Here is an 18,608-nt window from a genome sequence, read left to right on the forward strand (position 1 = left end):
AATCCTGCCGAGGCCGGGACGAGCCGTCCTCTGCCCGTGCCGAGAGTGGCTGCTCCGCTCACGCCTTGCCCGCTCGGGGGGCCGGGCTACAATCGAGGCACGCCCGAGCCGGGCGGGAAAGGGACGCTCACCCGTGCGCATCGCCTACTTCGACTGCTTCAGCGGCATCTCCGGCGACATGACCCTCGGCGCCCTGGTCGACGCCGGGGTCGACCCGCAGGTCATCGTCGGCGCCGTCGGCCGGCTTGGCCTGGAGTTCGAGTTGACGTTCGAGACCGTCCGCCGAGGAGGCTTCCGGGCCTCCTACGCCCGGGTGGTCGCTCCCGAGGAGCACGCCCACCGCCACCTGCACCACATCGAGGCGATGATCGACCGGGCCGAATTGCCCCCTCGCCAGGCCGAACTGGCCAAGCGCATCTTCACCCGGCTGGGCGAGGCCGAGGCGAACGCCCACGGCATGGACGTCCGCAAGGTCCACTTCCATGAGGTCGGCGCCGTCGACTCGATTGTCGACATCGTGGGGGCCGCCGTCGGGCTCGACCTGCTGGGCGTCGATCGCTTCGAGGCCAGCCCCATCCCTCCCGGCCGGGGTTCCGTGATGGCCGCCCACGGCCGGATGCCCCTGCCCGCCCCCGGCACCGCCGAGCTGCTCCGGGGCGTCCCGCTGGCCGACTCCCCCGTCGAGATGGAGCTGACCACCCCCACCGGCGCCGCCATCGTCTCCACCATCTGCGAGCGGTTCGGCCCCCTGCCGGCGATGACCATCGACGCGATCGGCCACGGCGCCGGCACCAGGGAGATTCCTGGTCAGGCGAACATCGTCCGGCTCTTCGTCGGCACCGCCGCCGAGTCCCCCGACGCCGACCGGGTCTGGGTCCTCGAAACCAACCTCGACGACCTGGCCGGCGAGCTCGTCGGCTACACCACGACCCGGCTCCTGGAGGCCGGCGCGCTCGACGCCTTCGTCACGCCCATCTACATGAAGAAGAACCGCCCCGGCGTGATGATCTCGGTCCTTTGCACCGAGGCCATCGCGAGCGAGCTGGAGGCGATCCTCTTCCGAGAGACGACCACCCTGGGCGTCCGCCGCTACCCGGTCAGTCGCCACAAGATGCGCCGCAAGGCCGCGGAGGTCATGACCCCGCTCGGCCCCATCAAGGGCAAGCTCGGCTGGCTCGGCGACCGTCCCCCCACCTTCAGCCCCGAGTACGACGACTGCGCCCGGGTCGCCTCCGAGCGCGGCGTCCCGCTCCGGGAGGTCTACCGCCTGGCCCTCGAAGCGCATGCCGCCGCCGGCGCCGCTCCGGCCGCCGCCTCCCCCGAATCCCGGGGCGAGAGCCAGGCCCACGACCACCATCACCACCACGACCACCACCACGACCACGACCACCACCACCACGACCACGGGCACCCTCACCACGAGGACTGAGGGACGGGGAGGCTGGGGTCCTCCGCCTCCGCACCCGTCGGTTCGGCGGCTCTCCCCTCGGATGGGTGCTCCGGGGTGTCTTCCACCCGAGTCGGGGCCGACGAGGGCCCGGGGTCCGCAGCCGGGACCTGTGGCACCCGAACCCCGGCCACCTGCCGTCTCGGTCCCGGCCTCCCGGCCGAGTGGTCCTGGATGACGCCGGGCCGATGACCGACGGGTCGGCCGACGGGTCGCCTTGCCGGGCGTGGCCTCCCGGCGTAGCATGGTGCCCGAGACCGGCCCCCTCCACGGCGGCCCGCGGCCGGTCGCCCTCGCCGAGATCGGCGCGGAGGTCGGACGGGAATCGAGGATCACGAGGCTCGTTGGCGTCGTTCGGGTCCTCGGCCGGCTTCGGGGGGATCGGGCCGATCGTTGACGGACAGGCCGGAGCATCCGGGGAGGCCCGGGCGGGATCGGGGCCGAACCCGGCGGGGATCGAGGAGATCGCGTTGCTCACCGACGGGCCGACCCTCGTCCTGATCGTCCTGGCGGCCGCCGCCGTCGGCTCGGGGGCGGTCGCCGCGTCCTGGCGGGCCGCTCGACGCTCGTCGATCGAGGCGGGGACCCGGTTCGACCGCCTCGAGGGGCGGCTTGCCGCCATCGAGTCGGCCCTGCGCCGGCCCCGGACGGACCGGGCGACCGCCGAGTCGGCCGATCGTCCCCGAGCGCGTTCCCCCCGGTCGTCTCCCCCGGGCCGACCGGCATCGACCGAGCGGGTCGACCCGCCCGGCCCGGCTCCCCCCGGGCCGATCCTCATCGCCGTGCCCGACCTTTCCGGTTCCCGGCAGGGGGTCGGCACTCAGGCCGAATCGGCCCGCCGGGCCTCGGCCGTGGCCGACCTCTCCCGGCGGTTCGGCCGGATCTGGGAGCTGGCCGACACCGGGGCCTCGGCCGACCGCATCGCCTCGACCACGGGCCGGCCCGTCGGCGAGGTCCAACTTGTCCTGGATCTCCGCCGACGCCTGATCGACGGCCCCGCACTCCGGGATGGCGAGGTGCCCGAGTGACCCGACGCTCCGACCTGGACCCGGCCTCCGTCGCCCTGCTCGACCGGACCCGATCCTCGGTGATGACCGTGCTCGCCCTGGATGGCCTGCTCATCGCCGCCAGCGGCCTGGCGCTGCGGACTCGGGGGCCGGGCATGACGCTCTGGCCGTTCGAGGACGCCTATCGCTGGTCGCACCTCGCCCTGCTGGCCCTGATGTTCGTCGGCTCGGTGGTCCGGCTCGCCGGCACGGCCCGAGCGGTCCTGGAGCGTCCGGAGGGGAGGGCCCGCTGGTTCTTCTGGTCCCACACGCTCAGCGCCCTGCTCGGCCTGGCGGCCCTGCCCCTGGGCTTCACCTACGCGTGGGCCGTCCGGCCGCTGCTGTCGGCCGTCGCCCCGTTCTGGGGGGTGGCCCTGGTGCTCGGCCTGCTGGCCCTGCCCCGGGTCGACGAGCTGGCCGGCTTCGACGAGCCCCCCTCCCCCCGACGCCCGCTCTTCCCCCACCGCCGCTGCCGGGACGCGGACGAACCCCGACCCCCGAGTCGCCCCCTCCCATGAGCCTCTCCCCCTCTCAGCAGGCGATCCTCTGGATCTACGCCGCCCTGGTGGCCGCCTGGCCGATCCGGCACCTGGTCATCTCCCTGATCGCTCGCAAGCTCGATTGGCTCGACCTCCGTTCCCCCCGGCTCAACGGCCCCGGCCTCCCCGCCGTCACCGCCATCATCCCCGCCAAGGACGAGGAGCAGGCGCTGCCCTGCTGCCTCGAGTCCGTCCGCTCCCAGTCCTATCCGAACCTCGACATCCTTGTCGTTGACGACCGCAGCGCCGACGGCACCGCCGCCGTCGCCCGCCGAGCCGCCGAGGCCGACCCTCGGGTCCGGGTCCTCTGCCTGACCGAGCTTCCCCCCGGCTGGACCGGCAAGACCCACGCCCTGCACGTCGCCGCCGCCGAGGCCCGGGGCGACTGGCTCTGGTTCCTCGACGCCGACACCCAGCACCACCCCGACTGCCTCGCCATCGTCATGGCCTACGCCCGGCGCACCAACGCCGCGCTGGCCAGCCTCCTGCCCGAGATGCGCTGCGAAACCTTCTGGGAGAAGGTCGTCACCCCGCTGGCGGGCATCGTCCTGATGCGGACCTACCCCACCTTCCTCGCCAACGACGACCGCCGGCCCCTGGCCTTCGCCAACGGGCAGTTCCTGCTGATCGAGCGCTCGGCCTACGAGGCCGTCGGCGGCCACCGGGCGGTGCGCGATCGCTTCGTCGAAGACATCGGCCTCGCTCGTCTGGTCAAGGGGCTGGGCCTGCCGGTGAAGACGGCCGTCGCTCCCGAGATCAGCTCCACGCGCATGTATACCTCGCTCGGAAGCCTTGTCCGGGGCTGGAGCCGGATCCTCTACGACGCCCACGACCGGAGGGTCCTGCCGCTGGTCGGCAAGATCATCGAACCGCTGATCTTCAGCCAGACGGGAGATGTGGCGCTGGTCGCCGCGCTGGGTCTGCTCGCCCTCGGGCAGACCGGGCCGTTCTCCTGGTGGCTGCTGGGCCTGAGCCTGACGCATCAGGTCCTCAAGCAGTCGGTCCTCTACCGGATGTTCGCCTGGAACGCTCCCCGGACGGCGGCCTTCGCGATCTTCTATCCGCTGGCCGGCATCGTCTCCGACGTCATCCTGCTGCGCGCGATCTGGATGTGCCTGACCGGCCGGGTCACCTGGCGGGGCACCTCCTACGGCGACCCCGACGGCTCGGGGCTTCCCTCCCCGGCCTCCGGCCGGGCGGAGGCGACCCGCTGAGCAGCGCCGGCCCCGGCCGGAACCCGAGGCGGCCGGATCGTCCGATTCGTCCCATCGCCATCGGTCGGCGCCCTCGACCCGAGGACGATCGACGCGGAAGCGATTCCCGATTCGATCAAGCAGCCCCGGAGTCCGAGGAATCCCCCCCGGAGGAGCCCCGAGATGACGACGGCCGCCGAGCCTGCCGGCGTCCTGATCTGCCGCAACCCCGCCACCGGGGACGAGCTGGCCCGCATCCCGGCCTCGAGCCCCACCGAGGTGGCCGACCAGGTGAACCGGGCCCGGCTCTCCCGGCGGGACTGGGCCGATCGTCCCTGGTCGGATCGCCGGCTCGCCCTGCTCCGATGGCACGCCGAGCTGTCCCGGAGGGCCGATGAACTGGCCGACGCCGTCCGGGCCGAGATCGGCAAGCCCCGGGCAGAGGCGATGGCCGCCGAGGTCGTGCCCACCCTCGACGCCCTGCGCTGGACGATCCGACACGCCCGACGGGTCCTCTCCCCCCGGATCGAGGCTCCGGGGCCCCAGCGGTGGCTCCTGATGCCCCGGGCCCGGGTCGAGCGGAGGCCCCTGGGGGTGATCGGGGTGATCGGCGCCTGGAACTACCCGATCCTCCTGAATGCTCCGGTCATCGCTCATGCGATCGCCGCCGGCAACGCGGTCGTCTGGAAGCCCTCGGAGCGGTCGAGCTGGTGCGGCGCGCTGCTCCAGGAGACGATCGCCGCGGCCGGGCTGCCGGAAGGGCTTGTCTCGATCGTCCAGGGGGGGCCGCAGATCGGCTCGGCGCTGGTCGAGGCCGGAGTGGACAAGATGGTCTTCACCGGGGGGCTGGAGAACGGCCGTCGGGTGCTCGCCGCCCTCGGCGGCCGAGGGGTGCCGGCGGTGGCCGAGCTGTCGGGATTCGATGCCGCGGTGGTTCTGCCCGACGCTCCGGACGGGCCGACGATGCGGGCTCTTCTCTGGTCGAGCTTCCTCGGCGCCGGCCAGACGTGCATGGCGGTCAAGCGGATCTACCTCGTCGGCCGACGGACCGAGCCCCTCGATCCCTGGATCGAATCGTTCGCCCAGCTGGTCCAGGGGCTCCGGGTGGGCGACCCGAGCCGGGAAGACGTGGATGTGGGGCCGATGATCTCCGAGGAGGCCCGAGCGGCCTTCCGGAGGCAGGTGCGCGCCGCGATCGACGCCGGGGCCCGGATGTGCGCCGGAGACGGCGGGCCGCTCGGACCCGGCGGGTTCTGTCGCCCGATCCTCCTGGTGGCCGATCCGGGGGAAACCGCCCCGGAGCGGGCGCTGGAGGGTTGCTTCGGGCCGGTCGTCCTCGTCCGGGTGGTGCGGGACGTCGATGAGGCGGTCGAGGCGGTCAACGCCAGCAACTACGGCCTCTCAGCCAGCGTCTGGGGGCGCGACCGGAGGGCCTGCCGTCGGGTGGCCGATCGGCTGGAGGTGGGCGTGGTCGGCATCAACGAGGCGACGGCATTCTTCGCCCTGGCGTTCTCCCCGGCCGGCGGGGTGAAGGCCAGCGGCTTCGGCCGGGTGCACGGGGCCGAGGGCCTGCTCGAGCTGACCGCCCCGAGGACGGTCGTGGCCCGGTCGGTCGGCTCCCCGAGGCCGCAGGTCTTTCCGTACTCTCCCCGGCTGGGGAGGCTACTGGGGGTGTATCGGCGGCTGTTCCACCGCTGATCGGCCCGGGGAAAGCCGCCGGAGCCGATCGGGGGGAACTCACGAGTCGATCCCGTGCTCCTGGAGGAACTCCCGCAGCGGCTCGATTCCGGTGAACCGCACCGCCTGGAACCCCGCGGCGACGGCCGCCTCGACGTTCAGCGCCCGGTCGTCGATGAAGATCGCCCGAGTCCGGGAGCAGGAGGCGATTCCCAGCGCCGCCGAATACATCTCGTCGTCCGGCTTCACTCGGCCGAGGTAGCACGAGGTGAGGAACCCCCGGAAAATCCGGTTCAGCCGGAAGGTCCGCACGCGATACTCGTGCAGCTCCCTCGACTCGTTGTTGAGCGAGAACAGGTGGCAGTTGTCCCGCGCCGCCAGGGATCGGATCCACTCCAACGACTCCTCCAGCGGCTGCGACTGGCTGTACATGAACTCCTGGAACTCGTCCATCGAGAAGTGCCGGGGACGGTGGAAGACCGTCCGGTGCAAGTAGGTGGCCAGGGTGATCCGGCCGGTCTCCAGGGCGGTCTTGGACATCTCGTGACGGGTCTGGAATTCCTGGTAATCGAACCCGAAGCGTTCGGCGGCCCGCTTGCGGCACGCGGTGTCCCACGCATTGGTCAGGATCACGCCGCCGATGTCGAAGAACAGGGTGGGCTTGTCGTGCATGAGGAACCTCGGGGATCCGTGATCCATCACGGAGGGTCACGGGAAGTCGTCGCCGGGCGGGTCGGCCGGGAGTGCGGGTCGATCGGACCGGGGGCCGCCCGGGGAGGGGGCTCGGCTCAGGGGCCGAGGCCGTCGAGGTACGCTTCGTCTTCCAGGCCCCGGAGGTAGCCCAGCGCCTCTCCCACCGAGGGGACCGGCGTGCCGGGAACGCGACCCTCGCGGTCGATCCGACCCAGCAGCAGCAGGTCCTCCAGGTCCTGCGGGTTCGCGTCCAGTCCGGGCACGCGCCGGGCCCGGCCGGCGGGGGCGGCGTCGATCGCGGCCCTCGCCTCTCGGTGATGGGCGATCAGCCATCGGGTCCGCTCGGAGATCGAACCGTCGAGCGCCTCCAGCCCCGCGGCGATGTGGTCCGTCGGGTCGATCGCCTTGCCCACGTCGTGCAGCAGGGCCGCCAGCAGGAATTCCTCGTCGAAGGGCCGTTCGGCTCGGGCCAGCTCGAAGACCTGGAGGCTGTGGTAGAGGGCGTCCCCCTCCGGGTGGGAGCGGGCCCTCTGCTTCACCTCCGCCAGCGGTTCCAGACGCAGCCGGTACAGTTCAAACCGGTCGAGGAGCTCCGAGAGCCGGAGCGGAGGGGAATCCGGCTCGGGCTCCGGCGCGATCTCCGGCCGGGAGGCCCCCGCCCGATCCGATTCCTGGCGGTCCCTGGCCAGCGAGACGACCGCCTGGCGGACCTCGTGATCCGACGGCAGGTCCCCCGGCCGCACCCGACGGCCGAGCACCGCCGCGGCCTTCCGCTTGGCGGCGTAGAACTCGGCCTCGCTGGCCTCCCGCAGCGGGAAGGAGCCGGACTCCGGCGCCAGCTTCGGCAACAGCCGCCGAGCCGCCTCCTGGGCGATCTGGAGTCGGAGCCGGTCGTCGGCCCTCGGGGCCTGCTGGCGACGCTTATACTTGTCGGGTCGCATGGGTGCTCTCACCGTCGCGAGTCGGCCGGGGGCGGGTGTCGAATCGAGGGAGCGGCGAACCAAGGGCGATTCTACCCCCGCCGTCTCCCCGGGCGGAAGGTCACGAGCGGCCGGGGGGCCCCATCGCCGTTCCCCGGCCGTCCCCTCGTTGGCTCAGCCTCCGGCGCCGACCACGGCGTCCGTGGTCGTCCGCTCGACTCCCATCGCGTCGAATTCCTCGAGCAGCTTCGGCATCGCCTCCGGATCGACGGCCGCGATCGCGTCGGTGACGATCGCGACCCGGTGCCCCCGCTCCCTCAGCCCCCGGACCGCGCAGCCCACGCAGTAATCGACCGCGACGCCGTAGACCACAAAGGTCGGCTCCCCGTGGGCATAGAACGCGACGACTCGGTCGGCCTCGGGGTGGGAGAACAGGTCGTAGCGCCGCTTCTGGAGCGTCAGGTGGGCGGGGGTTTTCTTGCCGCCGTGGGGGGGCTCGAACGTCCCGTCGGGGGCCAGCACGAGGCTCCCGGGCCACCTGGTCTCCTCGATCCGCTCGGCCCCCTTGCTGTCGACCAGGCAGTGGGGGGGGAACGGCTCGGGATCGGGCTCGTCGGGCTCGTGGGCGCAGGCGGTGGCCAGCACCGGGATGTCGTGGTCCCGGGCGAAGGTCGTCAGCCGGGCCAGGTTCGGGCGGATCCGGGGCGAATCGGCCAGGTAGAGCGAGCCGCCCGGGGCGAGGAAGTCGCGCTGGGTGTCGATATCGACGAAGACGAGTGCGCCATCTGGCATGAGGAACTCCATCAGGTGATCCCCTCCCGATCGGCCCGGGAGGGCAAGCGGGTCAACGATCGGCGCCGAGGGATCGGGTGATCGATCTCGACGTGCCGATCGGATGATGATACCAGGAATCCCCCCCAGCGCCGAATCGGCTCGATGAGCCGACGAGCCCCCTCGGATCGCCCCCGCCCTTCTCCTCGCCGGCCCTCCCGGGGAGCGTCCCGGCTTCGGAGTTCGGGGAGAATCGCCTCCTCCTCGAGCGATGGTGGCGGGCCTCCTCCCCGATCGCTACAATACGGGCGACCGGATCGGACTCCGGGATCGCCGCGGGCCTCGGGCCGATGATCGGCCTCCCATCGGCCCCGATCGGCTCCCTCGCACCGGATGGAGCGAACCCCCATGTCGAAGCTTCGTCTGCTTAAGACCGGCCACGGCGACCTCTGCCTCGCCGAGTGGGACGTCGCCCAGCCCCAGACCGTCGGAGAGGCCCAGCGCGCCTTCGCCGAGCACTTTACTCCCGGCCGCCTCGCCTTCCGCCTCGACGGCCCCGGCAAGACCCGGCCGATCCGGGAATTTGACGCCACCGCCCCCGAGATCCTCCTCGTCCCCGCGATTCAAGGGGGCTGAACCCGGGGAACCCGGTCGGTGGACGCCCCGACCCCGATCGTCACCGGCCTCCTGCCTGGCCCCGGCGACGCCCGGCTCCCGATGGCCTCCCCACTCACAACCTCGGGCGACGGAGCGGGGGCGAATCGTCCCGAGTGGCACCGAACCGCTCCCGATCCTTTGGAGACGGCGGGACTTCTGGCCCGGGGGGGCGGACGAATTCGGCTCTCGTCCTCAGGGTCAGGGTCAGGGTCAGGGTCAGGTCTCCCCCGTCGGGCGAGGATCCTCGGCCCGAACCGCTCGATCGCTCCTGGCCGCCCGGCCCTTCGGTCTCGGACTCGACCCGCTCAGCGCTCAACCCTGGAGAATCGGTGTCCGAGCCATGATTCGCACCGGATACCTCCGCTGGGAGATCGAGGCCGCCGACGGCCGTTCCCAGGCCGACCGGATGGCGCATGAGGTCGTGCTCAAGGCCCGGCCGACCTACCGGACGGTCCGCATCCAGGGAGCCTTGCAGGAGGAGGCCGCCGAGCGCTTCGTCCGGGGAGAGGCGAGCTACGCCGCCATCCTCCAGGCCCAGCAACGGTCGGGAGCCGAGCTCGAGATCACCGTCCCCGACGTCGGCCCTCATGTCTTCCGCTACTCCCGCAGCGATCGCGAGCGGAACCTCGGCTTCTGGATGGTCAAGCTCCAGCGCGAGGTTCAGGCCTTCGCCCACGAGGTCGTCCGAGTCGCCGGCTCGTTCCCCCGGCTGGTGCTGGCCAACCCGGCCTTGCGGGCCGGCTACGCCAAGCTCGTCGAGCACGAGGCCCTCCGCGTGATCGAGGGCCGCAGCGCCCCCGAGCCCACCCGAGAAGACGAGGCGATGACCCTCGATGCCGCCGCCTTCGCCCAGGGGGTGCCGGAACTCGTCGCCGCCCAGCTCGTCCGGGACGTGGTCGAGCCCCGGGAGTTCGACGAGTTCTGCCGAGACGACCGCATCACCATCCGCATCGGGAAGCGCATCTACCGCATCTCCCGACGCCCTCACGCCCTCATCGAGGTCTGGAAGGCCGACACCCTGACCGGCGAGGCCCGCCTCTGCGTCGTCTTCCAGGACCCGGGCATGCCCCCCTCGGACGAGGTGGTGATGAAGTACCTGTTGGCCAAGCACCAGCCCGAGCTGCTCTGGCAGGTCGGCATCCGCTTCCCCGCCCCCACCGGCCGCTTCGACGCCCCCGTGCCGAGGAGGTGGGCCGCCTTCGACCCGCAGCCCGACGACGACTTCTGATCGGGAGCCGATCGCCCCATGCCCACGCTCATCGAACAGCCCTCCCGCATCGAGGCCGCCGGGGCCCCGCCGAAGCGGATCGACGAGTACGTCGGCCTCGTGAACACCGGCACCGCCGCGGTCAGCGTCGCTCTCATGCGCAGCCCCTCCGGCTGGGTCGAGCCGGGCCAGACCCCCGAGTTCGACGAGTTCACCGTCGTCCTCCGAGGCACCCTCCGCGTCGAATCCCGGGACGGGATCCTCGACGTCCTCGCCGGCCAGGCCGTCGCGACCAGGGCCGGCGAGTGGGTCCGCTACAGCTGCCCGACCCCCGAGGGGGCCGAGTACCTGGCCGTTTGTGTGCCGGCCTTCGCGCCGGAGACGGTCCACCGCGATCCGGAGTGACCTTGCGTGGCCCTGCTCGCGGTCGACACGGGCCTCCGCACCGGGCTCGCCCTCTTCAACCGGGAAGGCCGGCTGGCCTGGTATCGCTCGCAACACTTCGGCAACCGATCCGCCCTCAGGAGAGGCGCCTTCGGGCTCCTCCGATCGATCGACGGCCTCGATCTCCTCGTGCTCGAAGGGGGAGGACCGATCGCCGAGGTCTGGCGGCGAGAGGCCGAACGGCTCGGCCTGGTCGTCCGAGTCATCGGCGCCGAGGTCTGGCGATCGGCCCTCGGCGCCGTCGGCGACCGAGATCGCCCCAAGCGAGCGGCCGACGCCCTCGCCCGACGGGTCATCTCCTGGTCCGGCGCCCCCCGGCCGACCTCCCTCCGCCACGACGCCGCCGAGGCGATCCTCATCGGGTTCTGGGGCGTCCTGGACGCCGGCTGGCTCGACCAGCCCCCGGGCGAGGTGCTCGGCTGAACCCCCGTCCTCCCGATCAGTCCGGCACGGCCGGGGCCGGCGGGATCTCGGCCGGTGGCTGGACCGTCGTTGTCAGCGGCGTCGGCGTCGACGTCGGCGTGACCGGCTCGAGCCTTGGCGGCATCGGGGCCGGGGAGAGCCGCTGTTCGATCCTCCCGACGGCCGAGGTCAGGCGTTCCACGGCGGCTTCGAGCGCCCGGATGCGGTCGGCGTCTCCGTCCGGGCCGAGGCCGGACCCGGCGGCCGGCAGGCTGTGCGGCCCGACGTCCCCTGGCAAGGAGACGACCGGCTTCCCATCCGCCTCCAGGCACCGAGCGAGGAGCTGCGCTTCCTCGGCCGATCCGATCCGGATGACGAGCCGATCCGCCTCATACGACGCGATGTGCGTGTTCCCGGGAGCGTCGTTCAGCCGGTGTACCATCCGGAGGCGGCCGTCCTCGCCCGAGGTGACGGCGATCGTCCCGGTCCAGTACGTCCGGCCCGAGACGGCCGTCGCGAGCCGGACGTCATCGAGCGTCCCGGGGAAGGCGGCGGGACGCCTCCCGTCTTGGATCGTCCCGAAGGCCCCCGGGAGTCTCGGAGCGATCGGCAGGGAGTCGGATGCCCCCGAGGAGCGCTCTCCCCGGGAAGCGGCCCGGTCCACCTCCCGGAGGGCTTCGAGCACGACAAGCTCCTGCCTCGCCCGCTGGAGGTCTTCCTCGATCGCCTCGATTGCCTCGGCCCGCTCGGCGATCAGCTCCCGAAGCTCGGCGATGGCGCCATCCAGGTCCCCGACGCGCTCTTCTCGGAACGCTTGGACGGCCGGGGCGAGGTCATCGAGGAGTTGCGGCGCTCCGCTCGCGGCCCCGGAGACGAGCCAGGCCGAGGCCAGGGCGGCCAGCGTCCGGATGATCCTGTTCAAGGGGGCCTCCTCCCTGAGTTCGAGCCTCGTCGGATTCCCTGCCGACTCCGGGACGATACGCCCGTCCGCCGATCCTGTCGACCCGGGATGCCGGCAAGCGGCTTGCCCCGGTCCTCTCCGGCCGTTCCAATCGGAGGAGCGCACGACGCGCTTGATTGATGGCGATCCTCGAGGAGCTCCGCGGTGTTCGGACGGATCTCGGCCCTGATCGGGCAGGCGAAGAAAGCCTTGGGCGGCATCGACGCCCTGCTGCTGGTGTCCATCCTCGCGGTCGTCGGCGGCGGCTGGATCTTCCTCGAACTGGCCGACGAGGTCGAGGAGGGGGACACCCTCCCCCTCGACGAGCGCATCCTCCTGGCCTTCCGCAACCCGGAGGACCCGGCCGATCCCCTGGGAGGGCCGGTCGTCGAGGAGCTCGTCCGAGACCTCACCGCGCTGGGAGGTGTCGCGATCATCGGCCTGGTGACGGCCGCCTCGGTCGGCTTCCTGGCGATGGACCGCAAGTATCACGCGGCCGTGCTGGTGCTGGTGGCCACGGTCGGCGGCCAGTTGCTCAGCGCCGCGCTGAAGGGGCTTTACGACCGACCCCGGCCGGATGTCGTCCCGCACCTGATGCACGCCTCTCAGGCGAGCTTCCCCAGCGGGCATTCCCTGCTGGCCGCGGTCACCTACCTGACGCTCGGCGCGCTGATGGCCCGGCTGGTGGATCGCCCGGCCTTGAAGCTCTACATCATCGCCGTGGCCGCTCTGATCGCCGGGATGGTCGGCGTCAGCCGGGTCTACCTCGGGGTCCACTACCCCACCGACGTGCTTGCCGGCTGGGCCGTGGGCCTGTCCTGGGCCATCCTCTGCTGGGAGGTCGCGCGGCGGCTCCAGCGCCGGGGGATGGTCGAGCCGACGATCGAACCTTGATCCCGATCGGCCCCCTCGGCGTCGAGGGGGCCGGCCCGAGACGCGATCGCGACCCCCCCCGAGGGCCGGCGGTCAGGCCTTCGGCAGGTGGTTGGTTCCCGCCTTGGTGAGCAGGTAGCGGTAGTTGCCCGTCTCCTTGTTCTTGGTGCCCCGCTTCACGAGCTTGCGCGTGACCAGCGCGTCGATGCTGCGCTGCTCGTTCTTGTTCTTCGGTTCGTAGCCGGGCTCGCCGGCGGCCTGGATGGCCTGGAGGAACTTGACCTGATTCTCCGTCAGCTTAACGGGGGCGGCCTTCTTGGCCGAGGGCTTGGCGGGGGAGGTCCGGCCCGTTCCCTCGGCGGGGGCGGCGGTGTTCTTGGCGTTGCCCTGAGTGTCCACCTTGCTCGACGCCGCGGGGGCCTTCGTGGCCTTGGGGGTGTCGCCCTTCTTGGTCGTCGCCATCGCTGGTTCGAGGCCTCTCGAGGAGGGATCGCGGGACCGGCCGGCGGACGTTCGCCGGTCGTTACGATTCAGTTCTTAGGGTCTTATATTACCAATGTCAAGGCGCTCGCAGCACTCGTTGCGATCACCGTGACGGACGCGACGATCGGGGGAACTCTGCCAGCGATTCCCGTCGCTCTCCCGGCCTCTCCCGGCCTTGCCCCGATGACCCGACAGCCCCGATCGGCTCCTGGATCGGGGGCCTCTCCCGAGTCGACGACCGGGGAGCGACCGGCGGTCGCTGGCCCTCGGCGGGCCGGGTCGAGGGCCGGCCGACGGCGGATCGCCCCCCTCGATCGCCCGGGGCGATCGGTTCCTCGATCCGGGGGGCCCCCGGAGTCGGGCCCGCCAGCGCTCCGGCGGTGCCGCCCCCGGGCTCGAGACGAATCGAAGCCGATTGACGAGCCGATCGCTCCGGCCTCAGCTCGCCTTGCCCGCCTCGGGGCGATCTGATACCGTTCGGCACCCGAATCCGCACCGACATCACGGATGGACCGCCCGAGGTCGAAGGAGTCGACACCATGGCTGGCATCGCCCCCGAACCGCTCGCCTTCGGCCCGGCCGCCCGCTCCGGCCGCCGGCCGATGGGACTGGCCTCCCGCCTCCGATTGACGCTCAAGTACTGGCTCTGGCCCGGGATCAACTGGGTCAGCCGGGACAAGGCCGCCCTCGTTCCCATGCTCCAGCGCGGGTCGGCCGAGGCCCCCATCCGCACCCTCGACTGCGGCTGCGGCAACGCCTACTTCGCCTTCGAGGCCGCCCGGCGCGGCTCGACGGTCCTCGGTATCACGATCCACGACTGGGAGCGCCGCTCCTGCCAGGAGATGGCCGACTTCCTCGGCCCGATCGCCCAGTCGATGGAGTTCCGCGTTCAGCGGCTCGAGGAGCTCGCCCGGGATCCGGCCGCTCGGGGCTCCTTCGACCAGATCCTCCTGCTCGACGTCATCGAGCACATCCGGGACGACCGAGCCGCCCTGCTCCAGCTCCGAGAGCTGCTCGACGACGACGGCCTCCTCTACATCACCACCCCCGACCGGGACTACCAGGCCAACGCCGACCATCTCCGGGTCACCCGCACCGAGGACGGCTGGCACGTCCGCAACGGCTACACCCTGGACCAGCTCGAACGGCTCGTCGAGGAGTGCGGCCTCGAACCGGTCGACCACCTCCGCTTCGGCACCCTCGGCTCGACGATCGTCACCCGCATCCAGCACTCGGTCTTCCGGTCGGCCATCCTGCCGATGACGGTCCTCTGCTTTCCGATGCTGAAGCTGATCGCCTGGCTCGGTTCTCCGTGGAAGGACCGGCACACGATCTTCGTCCTCGCCCGGAAGCGCAGCGACGCCGAGCTGGCCGCCCGGTCCCGATCCTGACCGGAGCCTGCTTCCGATCCTTCCTTTCCCAGGGGAACGCCAATTCCCCCGGAGCGGACGGCCGGACGGCGACCTGAGCCCTCGAGTCCAGGGGAGCACCCCCCCGGCCCCGCTTTCCCGATTGGCGGTCGACCGCATGGCCGTCGATCAGGGTCGAGCTCCAACGTCCGGTCGGGGAGGGCCAACGATGAGCGCGACCAGACACCTCCCCGACCCCCGAACGTCATCGCCCGCCTTCGCCGCCGACCCCCGCCGCCGGGTTGGCCGCCTCCACCCACTTCGACCAGCCGACCGGCTGCGTCCACGCCTGCGCCTTCTGGCCCGCGAAGGACGGGTTCTCCGGCGGCAGCGACGACGTGACGACCGCCCTCACGTACAGCTCATCGCCGGTCAGCTCGTATCGGGCCGAGGTCCCCTCGGCCGAGGCGAGCACCTTCCCGATCTCGTCCGAGTACCGCCGGGTCGCGTCGATCGGCGTCCCCTCGTCGTCGAGGACCGGCTCCGAGGCCGTTCCGGCCCCGTTCAGTGTGCCGATGAAGTCGATCCGGTACGAGGCTCCCTCCTCCGGCTCGACCTCCAGCTCCAGCGCCCCGGCCGCCTCGTCGTATCGGACCTCTCGGAGGGTGACGCCGCTGGAGGCGTAGAAGTCGCCGGCCTGGATCGCGTCGATCAGTCGCTCGGGGGTCAGGTGTCGAGACCGGACCATGATCCAGCCCCGGCCGGGGGAGGAGCCCTCGGTGCCGAAGTAGTTATGCGAGTCGTCGGTCCCCAGGCCGAAGAGCGGGGCCGCCTGGAACCCGGCGATGCGGAGAGTGTTGGCGATGTCCCACATCCGCTCGATCGGCGCGTGCCGTGTGTCTCCCTGGTGGTTCACCCCGGGGTGGCCGTTGTAGACCTCGAAGAACCGCTCCCGGACCGCCTCGGCCAGCTCCTCGGCCGTGACGCCGTAGCCGAAGTTCGGGTGGTTCAGGTGCGTGACGATCGGGATGCCCAGCCGCTCGGCCTGCTCCTGGACCGCCTTCAGGTTGTTCTCGATCACCTCCACGACCGAGGAGCCCCCCTGCGGCGGCACCAGCTCGGCCAGGTTGCTCGCGTTCATGTGGATCGGCTTCCGCTCGAAGCGATCGGTGATCTCCTCCCCCTGGATCAGCAGGAAGCGGTCGGCCTGCTCGACCAGCGCCCGGTACTCCGACAGCGGGCGGAGCCGCACCTGATCGGTCCCGTCCACCGTCCTCGTCTCGACCCAGGACCGGCCGAACCGCGCGACGTACCGATCGAAGGCCCTCCCTCCCGACCTTCGGTCGATCTCCGCCCGGTCCATCCAGCGCGGTCCCTGGCTCAGGACGTTGTGGTCCGACAGCGCCAGGAAGTGGTAGCCGCGCTGCCGGTACCAGTCGACGATCATCTCCGGGAAGTCGTTGCCGTCGCTCCAGAAGGAGTGCGTGTGCAGGTTCCCCTTCCACCACCGAGCGGGCGGGTCGGCCGGGACGGCCGGTCCCTCCTCCTCGGAGCCCAGGGCCCCTCCCCTCGGCAGGAGCAGGAGAGCCAGCGGCGCCAGCCAGCGCCATCGCAATCGAGGGAGGTTTGTTCGGGAGAGCATGCCGGAGGCCTCGGGAGTCGCAACGGAAGGGATCCGGGCGGGAAGCACGCCGCCCGAGCCGCCCCAACAGAGTCGACCCGGCAGGCCCGTGTCAAGCCCTCGGGAGGCTCGTCATCAACGCATCCCGACCCTCCCCTTGTCCCCGAACCAAGAGGCCCCAGGAGCCTCCCGAACCCGCCGTCCGGGCGATCGCCCCGCCCGACGACGCTCCGCCGAGCCAACCGCCGGTCCCCGTCTCTCAGGGCTCGGCCCACGCCCCCCGGCCCTGCCGAGGAGCCTCACCCGGGAAGCGTCCCCACGCCTCCCGCTCGATTCAATCCGCGCGCAACCGGGACGCGACGCGGGGGAGGCGGCCGTCAGGTCCCTCCATCCCGTTTTTACCATCCCATTGTCAAAACCGGCAGGACGACAGGTCGATGATTGGAGGAGAGGGCCGCGGCATTCCCGGCAGACCGGAATCCGTTCGGTTTTCCGAAGTCATTCTCGATAATCGGGTTTCGCCGATGTCGTCGGACGCCGCGGCCGGCGGGGCCGTCGAGGGAGAGAGCTTTGGCGCGAGGGTTGCTTCGGTTGATGGTCCCCTCGTCTCCCTTCCCTCCGCGAAGCCCGCCGCACGGTTCCAGTCCCAAGATTGGCCGGGAGCACGGCTGCTCCGGCTCGCCGACCTGCCTGGAGGCGCGGTCGGCCGTCGCAAGACATGGAGGTCGACGATGATGGTCCGAAGCGCGTTGCTCATCGTCTCGTTCCTGTCCGCCTTCGTGGCGGTGAGCATGGCTTCGGCCCAGCCGCTTGAGGGTGTCGGCCCGTGGAGCACCCTGGAACAGGTGAACCAGCGGCTCCGGGATCGCCAGGAGCGGTCGCTCCCGCCCCTCGGCGGAGTCGAGTCGAGCTCCTCCTCCGAGGGCGACTGGTCCGCCCGGCAGCCGCTGCTGATGGGATCGGTGCGGCTGATCGCGGCGGTGGCGCCGCCGACCCCGACGATCGACCCCGGCCCGGTGCTCCCGGCCGTCTCGTCTCCGACGCCGGAGACGATCCCGGCCCCCTCCCCCGCGCCGGAGCGCGTCGTCCCGTACAAGCCGCTCGTCCTCGGCTCCCTCTTCTCGATGCTGGGGTCGGCCAACCCGATCCGCCTTCCCGTCGTCTCCCCCTCGCCGGCCAGCGCTCCGGAGGCCGCCCCGGCTCCGAGCCCGAGCGTCTCCCCGGCCCCGGTGAGCGCTCCGCCGGTTTCCTCGCCGCCGGTGTCGGCTCCTCCCGAGTCGTCGCCGTTCGCTGCCCCGGCGGTCTCGAAACGGGCCGACGCCTTCCTCAACTTCACCGACGGCTTCTACGCCGGCGCCAGCGACCTCGTCACAGGCACCCCCGGTCCCTGGCAGGAAAGCCCGGTGGTTGGCCAGGTCTTCGGCGGCACCCCGAGCCAAGCGCAGCGGTCGGGTTTCGAGGCCGACGTCCTGGCCAAGGTCGAGGAGAACTTCCGCCAGAGCGGCCTGGACGTCGACCTGACCACCGAACCCGGCTCCGCCGCCCACACCCTGAGTGTCGTCTCCGGAGCCCTGGCCCGGGACAACCCCTCGGCCATCGGCATCGCCGACATCGGCGGCGACGGCTTCACCTTCCTCGACGCCTTCGACCCGAAGGCCATCACCTCGGTCGACTCACTCGAGAACGCGGTCGCCAACAATATCTCCCACGAGCTGATGCACGCCTTTGGCGTCGATTTCCACGATGCGAGCGGCCAGACGATCGACTCGGGCACCATTCGCTGGGATCTGCTCACCCGGGACGACCTCGCCTTCAGCGCCGACGCCGTCGCCCTGCTCGCGTCGAAGAACTTCCAAGAGCGCTGGGACGCCCTCGCTCTGGTCGGGCTCCAGCAGTCCGAGCACGGCAACGGCTGCGCCTGCCACTCCGGGGCGATGGCCACTCCGGAGCCCACCACCTGGGTCATGTGGACCCTGGCCCTCGGGGGGGCCGTCTGGTCCGGGCGTCGCTACCGCCGGGGCCGCGTCGCCTCCTGATGCCGGATGGAAGCTCCGAGATCGGTGATCGGTCGGGGCGGCCCGAGCGCCCCGACCCGTTCGTTCCCCTGGCTCGGCCGGATCGCTCCCTCCCCTCCCGTTCGAGTGCCGCCGCTCTCCAGGGGAACGCCGCAGCGCCGCGGCAGGATCCCTCGCCGAGCGGCCCCGTCGCGTCCGCCCGCCGACCGACGCCCAGTGCCGGTCAGGTCGACCGAGGCCGGTCCTATCGATCCGACCCGTCCCGTTGCATAATGCGGGTCGCGATTGATCGAGCGATCGCCCCGACCAGCGATGCCGATGATCGGGAGCG

At 71.7% G+C, this 18,608-nt stretch carries 18 protein-coding genes; 12 read left to right on the plus strand and 6 right to left on the minus strand.

Annotation, left to right across the window (positions count from 1 at the left end):
• Window positions 1-133 precede the first annotated feature (133 nt).
• The 5 genes from larC to TsocGM_RS15005 all read left to right on the plus strand — a co-directional run bounded on the left by larC (window position 134) and on the right by TsocGM_RS15005 (window position 5,923).
• On the plus strand, window positions 134-1,429 hold the full coding sequence (gene larC, locus TsocGM_RS14985; protein ID WP_126726278.1) for a nickel pincer cofactor biosynthesis protein LarC: 1,296 nt from the start codon (window positions 134-136) through the stop codon (window positions 1,427-1,429).
• Window positions 1,430-1,917: 488 nt separating this feature from the next.
• Complete coding sequence (locus TsocGM_RS14990; RefSeq protein ID WP_126726279.1) at window positions 1,918-2,475, plus strand: hypothetical protein; 558 nt, start codon at window positions 1,918-1,920, stop codon at window positions 2,473-2,475.
• Window positions 2,472-3,011 carry a hypothetical protein gene (locus TsocGM_RS14995; RefSeq protein ID WP_126726280.1) on the plus strand — a complete coding sequence of 180 codons (540 nt, stop codon included), beginning with the start codon at window positions 2,472-2,474 and terminating at the stop codon, window positions 3,009-3,011. Before TsocGM_RS14990 ends, TsocGM_RS14995 begins: the two co-directional genes overlap by 4 nt.
• Window positions 3,008-4,246, plus strand: coding sequence for a glycosyltransferase (locus TsocGM_RS15000; protein ID WP_126726281.1), 1,239 nt, complete (start codon window positions 3,008-3,010; stop codon window positions 4,244-4,246). The genes TsocGM_RS14995 and TsocGM_RS15000 overlap by 4 nt, the downstream gene beginning before the upstream one ends.
• 162 nt (window positions 4,247-4,408) lie before the next feature.
• Window positions 4,409-5,923: an aldehyde dehydrogenase family protein gene (locus TsocGM_RS15005; RefSeq protein WP_126726282.1), complete on the plus strand. Its 1,515-nt coding sequence runs from the start codon at window positions 4,409-4,411 to the stop codon at window positions 5,921-5,923.
• A 39-nt stretch (window positions 5,924-5,962) separates the two neighbouring features.
• Here the strand turns inward: TsocGM_RS15005 and TsocGM_RS15010 are convergent, their stop codons facing one another.
• From TsocGM_RS15010 to TsocGM_RS15020, 3 genes are all read right to left on the minus strand, one after another.
• Window positions 5,963-6,574, minus strand: a complete 612-nt coding sequence (locus TsocGM_RS15010) for an HAD-IA family hydrolase (RefSeq protein ID WP_126726283.1) — start codon at window positions 6,572-6,574, stop codon at window positions 5,963-5,965.
• 116 nt (window positions 6,575-6,690) lie between these two features.
• Entirely contained in the window at window positions 6,691-7,536 is an 846-nt protein-coding gene (locus tag TsocGM_RS15015; RefSeq protein WP_126726284.1) for an HD domain-containing protein, read from the minus strand.
• 153 nt (window positions 7,537-7,689) lie between these two features.
• Window positions 7,690-8,319: a cysteine hydrolase family protein gene (locus tag TsocGM_RS15020; protein WP_126726285.1), complete on the minus strand. Its 630-nt coding sequence runs from the start codon at window positions 8,317-8,319 to the stop codon at window positions 7,690-7,692.
• A 375-nt stretch (window positions 8,320-8,694) separates the two neighbouring features.
• On the opposite strand from TsocGM_RS15020, the gene TsocGM_RS15025 reads away from it, so the two are divergent.
• The 4 genes from TsocGM_RS15025 to TsocGM_RS15040 all read left to right on the plus strand — a co-directional run bounded on the left by TsocGM_RS15025 (window position 8,695) and on the right by TsocGM_RS15040 (window position 11,017).
• The gene (locus TsocGM_RS15025; RefSeq protein ID WP_126726286.1) at window positions 8,695-8,922 is read left to right on the plus strand and encodes a hypothetical protein; all 228 of its coding nucleotides are present in this window, start codon (window positions 8,695-8,697) and stop codon (window positions 8,920-8,922) included.
• Between the two features lie 361 nt (window positions 8,923-9,283).
• Window positions 9,284-10,171, plus strand: coding sequence for a hypothetical protein (locus tag TsocGM_RS15030; protein ID WP_126726287.1), 888 nt, complete (start codon window positions 9,284-9,286; stop codon window positions 10,169-10,171).
• 18 nt (window positions 10,172-10,189) lie between these two features.
• The gene (locus tag TsocGM_RS15035) at window positions 10,190-10,555 is read left to right on the plus strand and encodes a cupin domain-containing protein (RefSeq protein ID WP_126726288.1); all 366 of its coding nucleotides are present in this window, start codon (window positions 10,190-10,192) and stop codon (window positions 10,553-10,555) included.
• A 6-nt stretch (window positions 10,556-10,561) separates the two neighbouring features.
• A complete protein-coding gene (locus TsocGM_RS15040; RefSeq protein ID WP_126726289.1) occupies window positions 10,562-11,017 on the plus strand; it encodes a hypothetical protein in 456 nt (151 codons plus the stop codon).
• 16 nt (window positions 11,018-11,033) lie between these two features.
• On the opposite strand, the gene TsocGM_RS15045 is transcribed toward TsocGM_RS15040, so the two are convergent.
• Entirely contained in the window at window positions 11,034-11,918 is an 885-nt protein-coding gene (locus TsocGM_RS15045; RefSeq protein ID WP_126726290.1) for a hypothetical protein, read from the minus strand.
• A 183-nt stretch (window positions 11,919-12,101) separates the two neighbouring features.
• Between TsocGM_RS15045 and TsocGM_RS15050 the strand changes: the two genes are divergently transcribed.
• Window positions 12,102-12,830 carry a phosphatase PAP2 family protein gene (locus TsocGM_RS15050; protein WP_126726291.1) on the plus strand — a complete coding sequence of 243 codons (729 nt, stop codon included), beginning with the start codon at window positions 12,102-12,104 and terminating at the stop codon, window positions 12,828-12,830.
• A 72-nt stretch (window positions 12,831-12,902) separates the two neighbouring features.
• Here TsocGM_RS15050 and TsocGM_RS15055 read toward each other — a convergent pair whose 3' ends face one another.
• Entirely contained in the window at window positions 12,903-13,271 is a 369-nt protein-coding gene (locus tag TsocGM_RS15055) for a hypothetical protein (RefSeq protein WP_126726292.1), read from the minus strand.
• A 560-nt stretch (window positions 13,272-13,831) separates the two neighbouring features.
• Here TsocGM_RS15055 and TsocGM_RS15060 point away from each other — a divergent pair.
• Window positions 13,832-14,683, plus strand: coding sequence for a class I SAM-dependent methyltransferase (locus TsocGM_RS15060; RefSeq protein ID WP_126726293.1), 852 nt, complete (start codon window positions 13,832-13,834; stop codon window positions 14,681-14,683).
• A 223-nt stretch (window positions 14,684-14,906) separates the two neighbouring features.
• Here TsocGM_RS15060 and TsocGM_RS15065 read toward each other — a convergent pair whose 3' ends face one another.
• On the minus strand, window positions 14,907-16,283 hold the full coding sequence (locus tag TsocGM_RS15065) for a PHP domain-containing protein (protein ID WP_126726294.1): 1,377 nt from the start codon (window positions 16,281-16,283) through the stop codon (window positions 14,907-14,909).
• 710 nt (window positions 16,284-16,993) lie between these two features.
• On the opposite strand from TsocGM_RS15065, the gene TsocGM_RS26080 reads away from it, so the two are divergent.
• Window positions 16,994-18,298 (plus strand): PEP-CTERM sorting domain-containing protein, encoded by a 1,305-nt coding sequence (locus TsocGM_RS26080; protein ID WP_158633576.1) that lies wholly within the window; start codon window positions 16,994-16,996, stop codon window positions 18,296-18,298.
• The last annotated feature ends 310 nt before the right edge of the window (window positions 18,299-18,608 follow it).

Origin of the sequence: Tautonia sociabilis, assembly GCF_003977685.1 — a bacterium.
GTDB classification, from domain to species: domain Bacteria; phylum Planctomycetota; class Planctomycetia; order Isosphaerales; family Isosphaeraceae; genus Tautonia; species Tautonia sociabilis.

Excerpts from the sequence above, each read along its gene's own strand:
- TsocGM_RS15000 (WP_126726281.1), top strand. The coding sequence starts at position 3,008 with ATGAGCCTCTCCCCCTCTCAGCAGGCGATCCTCTGGATCTACGCCGCC.
- TsocGM_RS15005 (WP_126726282.1), top strand. The coding sequence starts at position 4,409 with ATGACGACGGCCGCCGAGCCTGCCGGCGTCCTGATCTGCCGCAACCCC.
- TsocGM_RS15010 (WP_126726283.1), bottom strand. The coding sequence starts at position 6,574 with ATGCACGACAAGCCCACCCTGTTCTTCGACATCGGCGGCGTGATCCTG.
- TsocGM_RS15015 (WP_126726284.1), bottom strand. The coding sequence starts at position 7,536 with ATGCGACCCGACAAGTATAAGCGTCGCCAGCAGGCCCCGAGGGCCGAC.
- TsocGM_RS15020 (WP_126726285.1), bottom strand. The coding sequence starts at position 8,319 with ATGGAGTTCCTCATGCCAGATGGCGCACTCGTCTTCGTCGATATCGAC.
- TsocGM_RS15025 (WP_126726286.1), top strand. The coding sequence starts at position 8,695 with ATGTCGAAGCTTCGTCTGCTTAAGACCGGCCACGGCGACCTCTGCCTC.
- TsocGM_RS15030 (WP_126726287.1), top strand. The coding sequence starts at position 9,284 with ATGATTCGCACCGGATACCTCCGCTGGGAGATCGAGGCCGCCGACGGC.
- TsocGM_RS15035 (WP_126726288.1), top strand. The coding sequence starts at position 10,190 with ATGCCCACGCTCATCGAACAGCCCTCCCGCATCGAGGCCGCCGGGGCC.
- TsocGM_RS15055 (WP_126726292.1), bottom strand. The coding sequence starts at position 13,271 with ATGGCGACGACCAAGAAGGGCGACACCCCCAAGGCCACGAAGGCCCCC.
- TsocGM_RS15060 (WP_126726293.1), top strand. The coding sequence starts at position 13,832 with ATGGCTGGCATCGCCCCCGAACCGCTCGCCTTCGGCCCGGCCGCCCGC.
- TsocGM_RS15065 (WP_126726294.1), bottom strand. The coding sequence starts at position 16,283 with ATGCTCTCCCGAACAAACCTCCCTCGATTGCGATGGCGCTGGCTGGCG.
- TsocGM_RS26080 (WP_158633576.1), top strand. The coding sequence starts at position 16,994 with ATGATGGTCCGAAGCGCGTTGCTCATCGTCTCGTTCCTGTCCGCCTTC.